Source organism: Pseudomonas sp. GL-B-19, from assembly GCF_019956415.1.
GTDB lineage: Bacteria > Pseudomonadota > Gammaproteobacteria > Pseudomonadales > Pseudomonadaceae > Aquipseudomonas.
The window spans coordinates 61159-75533 of record NZ_JAHBDK010000042.1 but is presented as its reverse complement, the minus strand read 5'-3'; the positions used below and the strand labels follow the sequence as shown (position 1 = coordinate 75533).

14 protein-coding genes are annotated in these 14375 nt (G+C 59.5%); 7 read left to right on the top strand and 7 right to left on the bottom strand.

The window, feature by feature from the left end:
* Nucleotides 1-56: 56 nt before the first annotated feature.
* The 3 genes from rho to KGB06_RS17410 form a co-directional block, all read right to left on the bottom strand.
* Entirely contained in the window at nucleotides 57-1316 is a 1260-nt protein-coding gene (gene rho / locus KGB06_RS17420; protein WP_007942421.1) for a transcription termination factor Rho, read from the bottom strand.
* Between the two features lie 247 nt (nucleotides 1317-1563).
* Nucleotides 1564-1893, bottom strand: a complete 330-nt coding sequence (gene trxA / locus KGB06_RS17415; RefSeq protein ID WP_003206727.1) for a thioredoxin TrxA — start codon at nucleotides 1891-1893, stop codon at nucleotides 1564-1566.
* 120 nt (nucleotides 1894-2013) lie between these two features.
* Nucleotides 2014-2721: a FadR/GntR family transcriptional regulator gene (locus KGB06_RS17410; RefSeq protein ID WP_223517802.1), complete on the bottom strand. Its 708-nt coding sequence runs from the start codon at nucleotides 2719-2721 to the stop codon at nucleotides 2014-2016.
* A 255-nt stretch (nucleotides 2722-2976) separates the two neighbouring features.
* Between KGB06_RS17410 and KGB06_RS17405 the strand changes: the two genes are divergently transcribed.
* From KGB06_RS17405 to ppx, 5 genes are all read left to right on the top strand, one after another.
* The gene (locus KGB06_RS17405; RefSeq protein WP_223517801.1) at nucleotides 2977-3762 is read left to right on the top strand and encodes a transporter substrate-binding domain-containing protein; all 786 of its coding nucleotides are present in this window, start codon (nucleotides 2977-2979) and stop codon (nucleotides 3760-3762) included.
* Nucleotides 3763-3783: 21 nt separating this feature from the next.
* A complete protein-coding gene (locus KGB06_RS17400) occupies nucleotides 3784-4452 on the top strand; it encodes an amino acid ABC transporter permease (protein WP_223517800.1) in 669 nt (222 codons plus the stop codon).
* Nucleotides 4449-5099, top strand: a complete 651-nt coding sequence (locus KGB06_RS17395) for an amino acid ABC transporter permease (RefSeq protein ID WP_223517798.1) — start codon at nucleotides 4449-4451, stop codon at nucleotides 5097-5099. The genes KGB06_RS17400 and KGB06_RS17395 overlap by 4 nt, the downstream gene beginning before the upstream one ends.
* The gene (locus tag KGB06_RS17390) at nucleotides 5086-5823 is read left to right on the top strand and encodes an amino acid ABC transporter ATP-binding protein (RefSeq protein WP_223517797.1); all 738 of its coding nucleotides are present in this window, start codon (nucleotides 5086-5088) and stop codon (nucleotides 5821-5823) included. Before KGB06_RS17395 ends, KGB06_RS17390 begins: the two co-directional genes overlap by 14 nt.
* Nucleotides 5824-6057: 234 nt before the next feature.
* Complete coding sequence (ppx, locus tag KGB06_RS17385; protein ID WP_223517795.1) at nucleotides 6058-7560, top strand: exopolyphosphatase; 1503 nt, start codon at nucleotides 6058-6060, stop codon at nucleotides 7558-7560.
* Between the two features lie 143 nt (nucleotides 7561-7703).
* Here ppx and ppk1 read toward each other — a convergent pair whose 3' ends face one another.
* Nucleotides 7704-9926, bottom strand: coding sequence for a polyphosphate kinase 1 (ppk1, locus tag KGB06_RS17380; RefSeq protein WP_223517794.1), 2223 nt, complete (start codon nucleotides 9924-9926; stop codon nucleotides 7704-7706).
* An 18-nt stretch (nucleotides 9927-9944) separates the two neighbouring features.
* Complete coding sequence (gene hemB, locus KGB06_RS17375) at nucleotides 9945-10958, bottom strand: porphobilinogen synthase (protein WP_223517792.1); 1014 nt, start codon at nucleotides 10956-10958, stop codon at nucleotides 9945-9947.
* Nucleotides 10959-11166: 208 nt separating this feature from the next.
* Between hemB and KGB06_RS17370 the strand changes: the two genes are divergently transcribed.
* On the top strand, nucleotides 11167-11799 hold the full coding sequence (locus tag KGB06_RS17370; RefSeq protein WP_223517791.1) for a DedA family protein: 633 nt from the start codon (nucleotides 11167-11169) through the stop codon (nucleotides 11797-11799).
* On the opposite strand, the gene KGB06_RS17365 is transcribed toward KGB06_RS17370, so the two are convergent.
* Entirely contained in the window at nucleotides 11780-13015 is a 1236-nt protein-coding gene (locus tag KGB06_RS17365; RefSeq protein ID WP_223517789.1) for a sterol desaturase family protein, read from the bottom strand. The genes KGB06_RS17370 and KGB06_RS17365 overlap by 20 nt on opposite strands.
* Nucleotides 13016-13130: 115 nt before the next feature.
* Here KGB06_RS17365 and elbB point away from each other — a divergent pair, with 115 nt between their 5' ends.
* Nucleotides 13131-13799 carry an isoprenoid biosynthesis glyoxalase ElbB gene (elbB, locus tag KGB06_RS17360; protein ID WP_223517788.1) on the top strand — a complete coding sequence of 223 codons (669 nt, stop codon included), beginning with the start codon at nucleotides 13131-13133 and terminating at the stop codon, nucleotides 13797-13799.
* 116 nt (nucleotides 13800-13915) lie between these two features.
* Here elbB and KGB06_RS17355 read toward each other — a convergent pair whose 3' ends face one another.
* Nucleotides 13916-14371, bottom strand: a complete 456-nt coding sequence (locus KGB06_RS17355; protein WP_027926433.1) for a YaiI/YqxD family protein — start codon at nucleotides 14369-14371, stop codon at nucleotides 13916-13918.
* Nucleotides 14372-14375 lie beyond the last annotated feature (4 nt).

The following is a 14375-nucleotide window of genomic DNA, read 5'->3' as shown; positions in this document are numbered from 1 at the left end:
GCGGCATCCGAATTTGAACTAACGAGACAGCCACACAGGGCACAGCCCTTATCGACTTACTTGCGTTTCATCGACAGGAAGAACTCATCGTTGGTCTTGGTCGTTTTCAGCTTGTCGACCAGGAACTCGATGGCAGCGATTTCGTCCATCGGGTGCAGCAGCTTGCGCAGGATCCACATGCGCTGCAACTCGTCGTCGGCTGTCAGCAACTCTTCGCGGCGCGTGCCGGAGCGGTTGATGTTGATGGCCGGGAAAACGCGTTTTTCAGCGATACGACGATCCAGAGGCAGTTCCATGTTGCCGGTGCCTTTGAATTCTTCGTAGATCACTTCGTCCATCTTCGAGCCGGTTTCAACCAGCGCGGTGGCGATGATGGTCAGCGAACCGCCTTCCTCGATGTTCCGCGCGGCGCCGAAGAAACGTTTCGGTTTCTCCAGGGCGTGGGCATCGACACCACCGGTCAGTACCTTGCCGGAGCTCGGGATCACGGTGTTGTAGGCGCGAGCCAGACGGGTGATGGAGTCGAGCAGGATCACCACGTCTTTCTTATGTTCGACCAGGCGCTTGGCCTTCTCGATCACCATTTCGGCAACCTGCACGTGGCGGGTTGGCGGCTCGTCGAACGTCGAGGCAACCACTTCGCCGCGCACGGTGCGCTGCATTTCGGTTACTTCTTCCGGACGTTCGTCGATCAGCAGAACGATCAGATGAACTTCAGGATTGTTACGGGCGATGTTCGCTGCAATGTTCTGCAGCATGATGGTTTTACCGGCTTTCGGCGGTGCAACGATCAGACCGCGCTGGCCTTTGCCGATCGGGGCGCACAGGTCGATGACACGACCGGTCAAGTCTTCGGTGGAACCGTTACCGGCTTCCATCTTCATGCGCACAGTCGGGAACAGCGGGGTCAGGTTCTCGAAGAGAATCTTGTTTTTCGCGTTCTCGGGACGATCGTAGTTGATCGTATCAACCTTGAGCAGCGCGAAATAACGCTCGCCTTCCTTTGGAGGGCGGATCTTGCCAACGATGGTGTCACCGGTGCGCAAGTTAAAGCGGCGGATCTGGCTTGGCGAGACGTAGATATCGTCCGGGCCGGCCAGATAGGAAGCGTCAGCGGAGCGCAGGAAGCCGAAGCCGTCCTGGAGAATCTCCAGCACGCCATCACCGGAGATTTCCTCGCCGCTTTTAGCGTGCTTTTTGAGCAGGGAGAAAATCACGTCCTGCTTGCGCGAACGGGCCATATTTTCTATGCCCATCTGTTCGGCCAATTCGAGCAGTTCGGTAATCGGCTTTTGCTTGAGTTCAGTCAGATTCATATAGGAATGACGTAATCATTTATGGAGGGGGGAAATTAAGCTTTTGGCTTAATGAGGCCGCGCCGCAGAGAAGGCGACAGGATCGCGTACTTATTCGAAAAGGAGTGCGTCGGCGACGGCTAGCAGGGGGCAATGGAGAAACCAGTGCGGGGCCGAATGTAACACCTGAGTTTCGGAGCGTCTAGCCCTGAATAACGAAAAGGCCCCGCAATGTGCGGGGCCTTTTTGATGACGCTTAAATCGACGCTTAAATGTTGGCGTCGAGGAAAGCAGCCAGCTGCGACTTGGACAGTGCGCCGACCTTGGTCGCTTCAACGTTGCCGTTCTTGAACAGCATCAGCGTCGGGATACCACGCACGCCATGCTTGGCCGGTGTTTCCTGGTTTTCGTCGATGTTCAGTTTGGCAACGGTCAGCTTGCCTTTGTAGGTTTCAGCAATTTCGTCCAGAACAGGAGCGATCATTTTGCAAGGGCCGCACCATTCAGCCCAGTAGTCGACCAGTACAGCGCCTTCGGCCTTGAGTACGTCGGCCTCGAAGCTAGCGTCGCTAACGTGTTTGATAAGATCGCTGCTCATGGAAGTCTCCAGGTTGTAAGCAAAAAAACGTGGCCCATCATAGCCGCCCTTCCTTCGTTCAGGAAGGTGCAGATGATTGAGTCTCGCTATGGTGGTCCATGAGTTTGGGTATAGCTCAAGTCATGAGGCGGCGGGAGCAACGAAGGCAATACCTGTACGCAGCGCCGCGTTTCGTACATGTTCTTGCATAGCTTTCTGTGCCGCGCCGGAGGCCCGGCGGGTCAGCGCGCGGAGGATTTTTCGGTGTTCCTGCCAGGTTTCCAGGGCCCGTTCAGCCCGGATGAACGGTAGCTTTTGGCTCTCCAGAAAGATCTCGGCGCTGGCGCTCAGGATGCTCAGCATCGCCTGATTCCCGCTGGCCAGCAGGATGCGCCGGTGGAACTCGAAATCCAGCCGTGCCGCCGCCTCGAAGTCGCCGGCCTTCAATTCCTTGCGCATGGCAGCGACGTTGTCTTCCAGCGCATCAAGCTCTTGAGTGCTCAGGGTCACCGCCGCCAAACCGGCGGCAAAACCCTCCAGGGCATAACGCAACTGGAAAATATCCAGCGGCGAGGCTTGGGCAGCGAACGGCCAGCTCACGACAGCCTCTCCACGCGGCAGGTCCACCGGCGACTGCACGAATACGCCTTTGCCTGGCTGGATATTGATCACACCCACCGCGCTCAGCGACGACAACGCCTCACGCAATGACGCTCGACTGACCCCCAACTGCACCGCCAGGTCCCGTTGCGAGGGCAAGGCATCCCCCGGCCCGAACCCTTGCTCGGTGATCAGTTTACGAATGGCTTGCAGTGCCACTTCTGGAACGGCGCGGGAGATCGAATTCATGGTTTTTCAAACGAGCCAGGCCAAAGAGCGGTCAGTTGTAAAGCTAATCGCAGCGCCCGGCAAGTCGTGCCCCATGGGGGTTCGGTGGTTTCCGGCGATGCTCTATCGGGGTGCGAAACACCACCTGACTGTTCAGACCAGTAAGACCGAACAATGCCAGTAAACCTGTGGTCTGCGCCCCCAAAACCGACTCTTGGCATGGCCTGTGCTCTGTCGATCCGCAGAATTTACTTCTCGCCGATCCGGAGATTTGCCATGACCCAGCGTTACAGCGCCCTCCTTGCCGCCCTGTTTGCCAGCCTGATGCTGAGCCAGGCGCCCGCCCACGCCGACGGTCTGGAGGATGTGGTCAAGCGCGGCGTTCTCAAAGTCGCCGTGCCGCAGGACTTCCCGCCGTTCGGCTCGGTCGGCCCGGACATGAAACCGCGCGGCCTGGATATCGATACCGCGAAACTGCTGGCCGATCAGCTCAAGGTCAACCTCGAACTGACCCCGGTCAACAGCACCAACCGCATCCCGTTCCTGACCACCGGCAAGGTGGATCTGGTGATATCCAGTCTCGGCAAGAACCCCGAACGCGAGAAAGTCATCGACTTCTCCAGCGCCTACGCACCGTTCTACCTCGCGGTGTTCGGCCCGCCAGATGCCGACATCAAAAGCCTGGACGACCTCAAGGGCAAAACCGTCAGCGTCACCCGTGGCGCCATCGAAGACATCGAGCTGACCAAGGTGGCCCCCGAAGGCGTGACCATCAAGCGCTTCGAAGACAACAACTCGACCATTGCCGCCTACCTCGCCGGCCAGGTCGACCTGATCGCCAGCGGCAACGTGGTGATGGTGGCGATCAGCGAGAAAAACCCGAAACGCGTACCCGCACTGAAAGTGAAGCTCAAGGATTCGCCGGTCTACGTTGGCGTGAACAAGAACGAGCCCGCGCTGTTGAGCAAGGTCAATCAGATCCTCGCCACCGCCAAGACTGATGGTGCGCTGGAGAAAAATTCCCGGACCTGGCTGAAAGAACCATTGCCGGCCGATCTCTGATTTTCACCAAGGAGACTGAGCATGGCTTATCAGTTCGACTTTCTGCCGGTGGTGCACAACACCGACCTGTTGCTGCGCGGTGCGCTCTTCACCCTCGAGCTGACGGCAGTCGGTGCCGTGCTTGGCGTAAGCCTTGGCATCGTGGGAGCGCTGGTGCGGGCGTGGAACATTCGACCGTTCTCGGCAATTTTCGGGGTTTACGTCGAGCTGATCCGCAACACACCGTTTCTGGTGCAATTGTTTTTCATCTTCTTCGGATTGCCATCCCTGGGCGTGCAGATTTCAGAATGGCAGGCCGCGGTGCTGGCGATGGTGATCAACCTTGGCGCCTATTCCACCGAGATCATTCGCGCCGGCATCCAGGCGATTCCCCGGGGGCAGCTTGAAGCCGCAGCCGCCTTGGCGATGAACCGCTTCGAAGCGTTCCGCCACGTGGTCCTGCTGCCGGCCCTGGGCAAGGTGTGGCCGGCGCTGAGCAGCCAGATCATCATCGTCATGCTGGGTTCCGCCGTCTGCTCGCAGATCGCGACCGAAGAACTGAGTTTCGCCGCCAACTTCATTCAATCGCGCAACTTCCGCGCCTTTGAAACCTATGCCCTGACCACCCTGCTCTACTTGTGCATGGCGTTGTTGATCCGCCAATTGCTTAACTGGATCGGTCGCCGGTATATCGCCAGGAGTAGCCAATGAGCGATTTCACCTTTTGGGACGTCGTGCGCAACTTGCTCACGGGCCTGCAATGGACCCTGGCGCTGTCGCTGGTGGCGTTTATCGGCGGCGGGTTGATTGGCTTGCTGATCATGGTCATGCGTATTTCGAAAAAATCCGTGCCGCGCAGCTTTGCTCGCACTTACATCGAACTGTTCCAGGGGACGCCGCTATTGATGCAGCTGTTTCTGGTGTTCTTCGGCGTGGCGCTGGCCGGCATGGACATTTCGCCGTGGATGGCCGCTGCGGTTGCCTTGACGCTGTTTACCAGCGCGTATCTGGCGGAGATCTGGCGCGGTTGCGTCGAATCGATTCCCGACGGCCAGTGGGAAGCTTCATCAAGCCTGGCGCTCAATCCACTGGAGCAACTGCGTTACGTGATCCTGCCGCAAGCGTTGCGAATCGCCGTGGCGCCGACCGTGGGCTTTTCGGTGCAAGTGGTCAAAGGCACCGCCGTGACGTCCATCATCGGTTTCACTGAACTGACCAAAACCGGCGGCATGCTCGCCAACGCCACCTTCGAACCCTTCATGGTGTATGGACTGGTTGCCCTCGGTTACTTCCTGCTCTGCTACCCCTTGTCCCTCAGCGCGCGCTACCTGGAAAGGAGACTGCATGCCTCTGCTTAGAATTTCCGCCCTGCATAAATATTACGGCGATCACCATGTGCTCAAAGGCATCGACTTGAGTGTCGAGGAAGGCCAGGTGGTGGCGATCATCGGCCGTAGCGGCTCGGGCAAATCCACGTTATTGCGCACCCTCAATGGCCTGGAGTCGATCAACGACGGCGTGATCGAAGTGGACGGCGAATACCTCGACGCCGCCCGCGCAGACTTGCGCAGCCTGCGGCAGAAAGTCGGCATGGTGTTCCAGCAGTTCAACCTGTTTCCGCACCTGACCGTTGGCGAGAACGTCATGCTCGCGCCGCAAGTGGTGCAGAAAGTACCGAAAGCCAAAGCGGCCGTGTTGGCGCGGCAGATGCTGGAACGCGTAGGGCTGGGGGAAAAGTTTGACGCCTTCCCCGACCGGCTGTCCGGCGGGCAACAACAGCGGGTGGCCATTGCCCGAGCGCTGGCAATGTCGCCCAAGGTGTTGCTGTGCGATGAAATTACCTCGGCGCTGGACCCGGAGCTGGTCAATGAAGTGCTGAGTGTGGTTCGACAACTGGCCAGGGACGGGATGACGCTGATCATGGTCACCCACGAAATGCGATTTGCCCGGGAGGTTGGGGATAAGTTGGTGTTCATGCATCAGGGCAAGGTGCATGAGGTGGGGGATCCGAAAGTGCTATTCGCCAATCCGCAGACGGCGGAGCTGGCGAATTTCATTGGCACAGTGGAAGCGGCGGTTTGAAAGAACTTTAGCGTCTGTAAGGCCGCCTTCGCGAGCAGGCTCGCTCCCACATTGGTTCTGCGTCGGCCGCGAGAATAAGGGCAACATAGGACCTGTGGGAGCGAGCCTGCTCGCGATTGACCGCGCAGCGGTCACCGGCGTCACTGCACTGGATCACGGCTTTGAACACTGCGCGTTGGCGCCAGCCTTTGATCGTGGCAGGATGTCGAGGTTATCGACCGAGACCCCCTGACCATGCCGCAATCCCAAGCCAAGAATCTGTCCCTGATCGCCGCAATCGACCTGGGCTCCAACAGCTTTCACATGGTCGTGGCCAAGGCCCAGAACGGCGAGATCCGCATTCTCGAGCGCCTCGGGGAGAAGGTTCAGCTGGCCGCCGGCATCGACGAAGAGCGCCATCTCAGCGAAGAATCCATGCAACGCGGGCTCGACTGCCTCAAGCGTTTTGCCCAACTGATCAGCGGCATGCCCCCGGGCGCCGTGCGCATCGTCGGCACCAACGCCCTGCGTGAGGCTCGTAACCGCGTCGAATTCATCCGCCGCGCCGAAGAAATCCTCGGCCACCCGGTAGAAGTCATCTCCGGCCGTGAAGAAGCGCGCCTGATCTACCTTGGCGTGTCCCACACCCTCGCCGACACCCCGGGCAAACGCCTGGTGGCAGACATTGGCGGCGGCAGTACCGAATTCATCATCGGCCAGCGTTTTGAGCCGCTGCTACGCGAAAGTTTGCAAATGGGCTGCGTCAGCTACACCCAGCGTTATTTCAAGGACGGCAAGATCACCCCGGCCCGCTACGCCCAGGCGTACACCGCGGCACGGCTGGAGATCATGAGCATTGAACACGCCCTGCACCGCCTGACCTGGGATGAAGCCATTGGCTCCTCGGGCACCATCCGCGCCATCGGCCTGGCGCTGAAGGCCGGCGGCCACGGCACTGGCGAGGTGAATGCCGAAGGCCTGGCCTGGCTCAAGCGCAAGCTGATCAAGCTCGGCGACGTCGAGAAAATCGACTTCGACGGCATCAAGCCCGACCGCCGGGCCATTTTCCCGGCGGGCCTGGCGATTCTCGAAGCGATTTTCGACGCCCTCGAACTCCAGCGCATGGACCACTGCGAAGGCGCCCTGCGTGAAGGCGTGCTCTACGACCTGTTGGGCCGTCATCACCACGAAGACGTCCGTGAACGCACGCTCAGCTCGCTGATGGAGCGTTATCACGTCGATCAGGAACAAGCGGTGCGGGTCGAACGCAAGGCGCTGCATGCCTTCGATCAAGTCGCCAAGGACTGGGATCTGGATGACGGTGTCTGGCGTGAACTGCTCGGCTGGGCCGCCAAAGTCCACGAAGTGGGCCTGGACATCGCGCACTATCAGTACCACAAGCATGGCGCCTACCTGATTGAGCACTCGGACCTGGCCGGGTTCTCCCGCGAGGACCAGCAAATGCTGGCCCTGCTGGTACGTGGTCACCGACGCAACATTCCCAAGGACAAATTCGCCGAGTTCGGCGATGACGGCATCAAGTTGATTCGTCTGTGCGTATTGCTGCGCTTTGCGATTCTGTTCCATCACATCCGCGGCACCCAGCAAATGCCTCAGGTAGAGCTGCGCGCCAATGGCAACAGCCTTGAGGTGCTGTTCCCGGAGAAATGGCTGGACGACAACCAACTGACCCAGGCCGATTTCGCCATCGAAGCGGAATGGCTCACCCGCGTCGACATTGTCCTGAACGCTCGCTGAAACACGCTCTTGTAGGAGCACGGCTTGCCGGCGATGGCGATCTCACGGGCGCCATCGCCGGCAAGCCGTGCTCCTACAGGGGGCGGTGGTGAAACAAAAATGGCGATCCCTTGGGATCGCCATTTTTTTACATCAGGCCAGCGTTAACGCACCGTCAGGATCGGACTGCCCAAGCGCTCCAGCAATGTGGCCTGGGCACTGCGCGGGTTCTGGTTGCCGGTCGGCGTGTTACGGACGTAACGACCGTCCGACTGCAAGCTCCAGCTATGCGTGTTATCGGTGAGGTACAGCTCCAGCTCTTTTTTGACCCGCACAATCAGCTTGCGACCTTCCACCGGGAAGCAGGTCTCGACGCGCTTGTCGAGATTGCGCTCCATCCAGTCGGCACTGGAGAGGAACATCTGTTCTTCGCCGCCATTGAGGAAGTAGAAGACCCGGGTGTGCTCCAGGAAGCGACCGATAATCGAGCGCACGTGGATGTTGTGCGAAACCCCGGCGATACCCGGCCGCAGGCAGCACATGCCGCGCACTATCAGATCGATTCGCACCCCGGACTGACTGGCCTTGTACAGCGCGCGGATGATCTTGGGATCGGTCAGCGAGTTGAACTTGGCAATGATGTGCGCCGGCTTGCCGTCGAGGGCGAACTGAGTCTCCCGGGCAATCATGTCGAGCATGCCCTTCTTCAGCGTGAACGGCGCATGCAGCAGCTTCTTCATGCGCAGGGTTTTACCCATGCCGATTAACTGGCTGAACAGTTTGCCGACGTCTTCGCACAAGGCGTCGTCGGAGGTCAGCAGGCTGTAGTCGGTGTAGAGGCGAGCGTTGCCGGCGTGATAGTTGCCCGTGCCCAAGTGTGCGTAACGGACAATTTCACCCGCCTCGCGACGCAGAATCAGCATCATCTTGGCGTGGGTCTTGAAACCGACCACGCCGTAGATCACCACCGCACCGGCCGCTTGCAGGCGGCTGGCCAGTTGCAGGTTGGATTCTTCGTCGAACCGTGCACGCAATTCGATCACCGCCGTGACCTCTTTACCGTTACGCGCCGCATCCACCAGCGCATCGACGATTTCCGAGTTGGCGCCAGACCGGTACAGGGTCTGACGCACGGCCAGCACGTGCGGGTCCTTGGCGGCCTGACGCAGCAGGTCGACCACCGGGGTAAACGATTCGAATGGGTGCAACAGCAGGATGTCCTGCTTGCTGATCACGCTGAAGATGTTCTCGCTGTTTTGCAGCAGTTTCGGGATCTGCGGCGTGAACGGCAGGTATTGCAGCTCGCGCTGGCTGTCCAGGCCGGTGATGCTGAACAGACGCGTCAGGTTCACCGGACCGTTGACCTGATACAGCTCGGACTCGCTCAAGTTGAATTGCTTGAGCAGGTAGTCCGACAGGTGTTTCGGGCAGGTGTCAGCCACTTCCAGACGCACTGCATCACCGTAGCGACGCGAGAACAGTTCGCCGCGCAGCGCGCGGGCCAGGTCTTCGACATCCTCGGAATCCAGCGCCAGGTCGGCGTTTCGGGTCAGACGGAACTGGTAGCAGCCCTTGACCTTCATGCCCTGGAACAGGTCATCGGCGTGGGCGTGGATCATCGACGACAGGAACACATAGTTGTCGCCGGCGCCGCCGACTTCTTCCGGCACCTTGATGACTCGCGGCAGCAGACGCGGCGCCGGGATAATCGCCAGACCGGAATCGCGACCGAAGGCGTCGATGCCTTCAAGCTCGACGATGAAGTTCAGGCTCTTGTTCACCAGCAACGGGAACGGGTGCGTCGGATCGAGACCGATCGGGGTGATGATCGGCGCGATTTCGTCGCGGAAATAACGGCGAACCCAGGTCTTGAGCTTGGTGGTCCAGTGACGACGACGGATGAAGCGGACCTGATGTTTTTCCAGCTCCGGCAACAGAATGTCGTTGAGGATCGCGTACTGGCGGTCAACATGACCGTGCACCAATTCGCTGATGCGGGCCAGGGCCTGATGCGGTTGCAGACCATCGGCGCCGGCTTGTTCACGGGCGAAGGTGATCTGCTTCTTCAAGCCGGCCACACGAATTTCGAAGAACTCGTCCAGGTTGCTGGAGAAGATCAGCAAAAACTTCAGCCGCTCCAGCAAGGGGTAGGACTCATCGAGCGCCTGTTCCAGCACGCGGATGTTGAACTGCAGTTGCGAAAGCTCGCGATGGATGTACAGGCTGCTGTCATCCAGTCCGGGAATGGCAATCGCCGGCACCGCGGCTACGGTTTCGGCCACCACCGCGGGCGGAGCAGGCTCCAGCTCCGGCGGGGTTTCGGCGATTTGCTCGACCACAGGTTGAGCCTCTTTTACAGCAACTTCAGTGAGTACTTCGGTATTCATGGAATGTTCCTGTGAGGGCTATTGTTGCTCTCGTAACAATTGAGCGGCGCGGACGGCAAAGTAAGTCAGGATGCCATCGGCGCCTGCACGTTTAAAAGCGGTCAGGGATTCGAGAATAACCCCTTCGCTCAACCAGCCATTCTGGATCGCCGCCATATGCATGGCGTATTCGCCACTGACTTGATAAACAAACGTCGGCACTTTGAATTCTTCTTTGACCCGGTAAAGAATGTCCAGATACGGCATGCCTGGTTTGACCATGACCATGTCCGCGCCTTCTGACAAGTCTGCCGCCACTTCGTGCAGGGCTTCGTTGCTGTTGGCCGGGTCCATCTGATAACTGGCCTTGTTGGCCTTGCCCAGGTTCAGCGCCGAACCGACCGCGTCGCGGAACGGACCATAGTAGGCGCTGGCGTATTTTGCCGAATAGGCCATGATGCGCACGTTGACGTGATCGGCCAGCTCCAGGGCTTCGCGGATGGCCTGGATGCGCCCGTCCATCATGTCGGACGGTGCCACCACCTGCGCGCCGGCTTCGGCGTGGGACAGGGCCTGCCTGACCAGTGCATCGACGGTAATGTCGTTCTGCACGTAGCCTTCTTCGTCGATAATGCCGTCCTGACCGTGGGTGGTAAACGGGTCCAGGGCAACATCGGTGATCACCCCCAGCTCAGGGAACTGCGCCCGTAGTGCGCGAGTGGCGCGCTGGGCAATACCGTTCGGGTTCCAGGCTTCTGCGGCATCCAGTGTCTTGAGCTCCGGCGGCGTGACCGGGAACAGCGCCAACGCCGGAATTCCCAGCTCGACCCACTTCGCGGCTTCTTCCAGCAACAAATCGATGGTCAGGCGTTCGACGCCCGGCATCGAGGCCACCGCCTCACGACGGTTTTCACCGTCCAGGACGAACACCGGCAAGATCAGATCATCGACGGTCAGAACGTTTTCACGGACCAGTCGTCGCGAAAATTCATCACGACGGTTGCGGCGCAGACGGGTGGCGGGAAACAGACGGTTGGCGGGGGTAAAGCTCACGGCAGACTCCTGAGCTCGCGCTGGCGGGCGAGCGTGACAGTTATAAGCGATCATTATGACTAACGCATTACAGTTATGTGCACCCCTGCGACAGGTAGCCGCATTCCATTGTCGTTGCAGGAAATGTTCACGTCGAGACACATTTGGACACTTTCATGAATGTGCACGAAGGGTTAGGCTGCGCGTTCATTTCGCCAGCACCCAGACAATGCTCCAACAATTTCTGCACGACTTTGGCTATTTTGCCCTGTTTCTCGGCACGTTCTTCGAAGGCGAAACCATCCTTGTGCTCGCCGGCTTCCTCGCGTTCCGCGGATACATGGACATCAATCTGGTGGTGGTCGTGGCGTTCTTCGGCAGTTATGCCGGTGATCAGCTGTGGTACTTCATGGGGCGCAAGCACGGTCGCAAATTGCTGGCCCGCAAGCCGCGCTGGCAAATGATGGGTGATCGGGCGCTGGAGCACATCCGCAAGCACCCGGACATCTGGGTGCTGAGCTTCCGCTTTGTCTACGGTTTGCGCACGGTGATGCCGGTGGCCATCGGCCTGTCGGGCTATCCACCGGGACGTTATCTGCTGTTGAACGGGATTGGTGCGGCGATCTGGGCGGCCGCACTGGCTGCGGCGGCTTATCACTTTGGCGCCGTGCTGGAGAGCATGCTCGGCAGCGTCAAGAAGTACGAACTGTGGGTGCTCGGGGCCTTGCTGGTAGTGGGCCTGGGCCTCTGGCTGCGTCGTCGTTTCAAGAATGCCCGCCTGGCGAAGAAAGTCTACGCCGACGAGCAAGCCCTGAAAGCCGAACGGATCAATGTAGAAGTACCTAAGACGCCAAGCGAGTGAAGCGGTTTCTGCAACAGTAGAGACCGATGACACTGAACAAGCTGTAACTGAGCAGGCCGACCCAACCCACCGCGCTGGCCGGCCACAGCCCGACTACCGGCGCCAGCCATATCAGCGGCACGTTCGATGCCAGCCGCAGCAGCTCCAGCTTCAACGCCCACGGGCGATTCTCCAGGGCCACGCCCAACGTAAACAACCCCAGCGCCACCGCACCCCAGCCCAGTACCAACGCGGCAGTTGGCAGGTTACTTCCCAGGTTCATCAAGTAGCTGCCGAGCGCGATGTAGGCGCAAAACTGCAACACCACATACAGTTGCTGACGGCTGTCCAGCGGCACCTCGAACTTACGGAACAGACTCAAGTCAGGCTTGCTCGTCGGGAACCTGGCCGCCACATCCGCCGGACGCCAACCGGTGCGCATCAACCAGATCCGCAGCTTGTCCCACGTGCTCTCGGCACGCCGCGCGTCATCCCACAATTGCGTATAGAACTGCACGTTGGCCCACAGCGGATTCCAGCTCGCCAACGGCATGGTCACGCCGAAAATCACCGGCTCGTTGTCGTCTTCTTCTTGAAACGAGCCAAATAGACGGTCCCAAATAATGAACACCCCACCGTAGTTGCGATCCATGTAGAGAGCATTCTGCGCATGGTGAGCCCGGTGATTGGACGGCGTCACGAAGAACCATTCGAACCAGCCGAGCTTGGGAATGTGCTTGGTATGCACCCAGAACTGATACAGCAGATTCAGCGCCGCCACGCAGACCAACACCAGCAGCGGCACGCCGAGCACGGCCATCGGCAGGTAGAAAATCCAGCTCAGCAGGAAGCCGGTGCTGGTCTGACGCAACGCTGTTGACAGGTTGTACTCCTCGCTCTGGTGATGCACCGAGTGTGCGGCCCAGAGGATATTGCGTTCATGGCCCATTCGGTGCAGCCAGTAGTAGCAGAAGTCGTAGAGAACAAAGGCAAATACCCAGACCCAAACGCTGTCGGCCGATAGCTCGAATAGCGCCATATGCTCAAGAGCAAACGCATAGGTCACCAGCCCGACACCTTTGGTCAACAGGCCCGTGGTGGTCGACAGCACACCGGTGCTCAAGCTGTTGATCGCATCGGCCACACGGTAATTGCTGACCCCGCGCCAACGATCGGCCAGCAGCTCCACGGCAATCAGCACAAAGAAAAACGGCACCGCATACAGAATGAAGTCCATGACGCGCTCTGATCGGAATCTTGAGGACAGATGCTAGGTGTAACCGCGTATTTACCCTATGGCAACGAGCGTCAAATTAGTGGACATTTAACGCCATGAATCTGGAGAACAACCCATGAGCAAAAAAATTGCAGTGATCCTTTCCGGCTGTGGCGTGTACGACGGCGCCGAGATCCATGAAAGCGTGATTACCCTGCTGAGACTGGACCAGCGTGGCGCTCAGGTGCAGTGCTTTGCCCCGAACATCGCGCAATTGCATGTGATCAACCACCTGACCGGCGACGAAATGCCTGAGTCGCGCAATGTATTGGTGGAGTCGGCACGGATCGCCCGGGGCAACATCAAGGATATTCGCGAGGCCGACGTCGACGACTTCGACGCGCTGATCGTTCCCGGCGGATTTGGCTCTGCCAAGAACCTGTCGAACTTCGCCATCGAAGGCGCGGGTTGCACCGTGCAACCGGATGTCCTGGCGCTGACCGAAGCCTTCGCCGAAGCAGGGAAACCTGTCGGCTTGATGTGCATCTCGCCTGCGCTGGCGGCGAAGATCTATGGCCCGGGGGTGAACTGCACCATCGGCAACGACGCCCAGACCGCGGCAGCCATGAACAAAATGGGCGCGACCCACACCGATTGCGCCGTGACCGAAATCGTCGAAGACAGGGCACGTAAACTGGTGAGTACACCGGCGTACATGCTGGCGCAGAGCATCAGCGAAGCGGCGTCCGGCATCAACAAAATGGTCGACCGCGTCCTGGAACTGACCCACGAAAACGACGCCTGACCCTATTCCACTGTAGGAGCTGGCTTGCCAGCGAAAGCGGTGGGTCAGCCACATCGATGCTGGATGTGCCGCCGTCTTCGCTGGCAAGCCAGCTCCTACAGGGATTACTACTTGGCTCAGGGTTTTCGGGTCAGCCGGGTGAGTATCCGGTCCAGCGCATTGGCAAACGCCTGCTTCTCTCGCTCGCCAAACGGTGCCGGTCCACCGCCCATCTGCCCCTGCTCCCTCAGGTCGGTGAACAGATTGCGCACCGCAAGTCGGTCACCCATGTTCTGCGCATCGAACTCCTTGCCACGCGGGTCCAACGCGGCCACGCCCTTCTTCACCAGGCGATCCGCCAGCGGCACATCGCTGCAAATCACCAGCTCACCCGGCACCGCATGCTCCACCAGGTAATCATCGGCGGCGTCCGGGCCACTCGGCACCACGATCAACTTCACCAGCGCCAGCCCCGGCTTGATCTGCGGCTGCCCCGCCACCAGCACCACTTCGTACTGGCGCTTGAGGGCGAACTTCACCACCAGATCCTTGGCCGCCCGAGGGCAGGCGTCGGCGTCGATCCAGACACGCATCATT

Coding starts and splice junctions, on each gene's coding strand:
- rho (WP_007942421.1), bottom strand. CDS start 1,316: ATGAATCTGACTGAACTCAAGCAAAAGCCGATTACCGAACTGCTCGAA.
- trxA (WP_003206727.1), bottom strand. CDS start 1,893: ATGAGCAGCGATCTTATCAAACACGTTAGCGACGCTAGCTTCGAGGCC.
- KGB06_RS17410 (WP_223517802.1), bottom strand. CDS start 2,721: ATGAATTCGATCTCCCGCGCCGTTCCAGAAGTGGCACTGCAAGCCATT.
- KGB06_RS17405 (WP_223517801.1), top strand. CDS start 2,977: ATGACCCAGCGTTACAGCGCCCTCCTTGCCGCCCTGTTTGCCAGCCTG.
- KGB06_RS17400 (WP_223517800.1), top strand. CDS start 3,784: ATGGCTTATCAGTTCGACTTTCTGCCGGTGGTGCACAACACCGACCTG.
- KGB06_RS17395 (WP_223517798.1), top strand. CDS start 4,449: ATGAGCGATTTCACCTTTTGGGACGTCGTGCGCAACTTGCTCACGGGC.
- KGB06_RS17390 (WP_223517797.1), top strand. CDS start 5,086: ATGCCTCTGCTTAGAATTTCCGCCCTGCATAAATATTACGGCGATCAC.
- ppx (WP_223517795.1), top strand. CDS start 6,058: ATGCCGCAATCCCAAGCCAAGAATCTGTCCCTGATCGCCGCAATCGAC.
- ppk1 (WP_223517794.1), bottom strand. CDS start 9,926: ATGAATACCGAAGTACTCACTGAAGTTGCTGTAAAAGAGGCTCAACCT.
- KGB06_RS17370 (WP_223517791.1), top strand. CDS start 11,167: ATGCTCCAACAATTTCTGCACGACTTTGGCTATTTTGCCCTGTTTCTC.
- KGB06_RS17365 (WP_223517789.1), bottom strand. CDS start 13,015: ATGGACTTCATTCTGTATGCGGTGCCGTTTTTCTTTGTGCTGATTGCC.
- elbB (WP_223517788.1), top strand. CDS start 13,131: ATGAGCAAAAAAATTGCAGTGATCCTTTCCGGCTGTGGCGTGTACGAC.
- KGB06_RS17355 (WP_027926433.1), bottom strand. CDS start 14,371: ATGCGTGTCTGGATCGACGCCGACGCCTGCCCTCGGGCGGCCAAGGAT.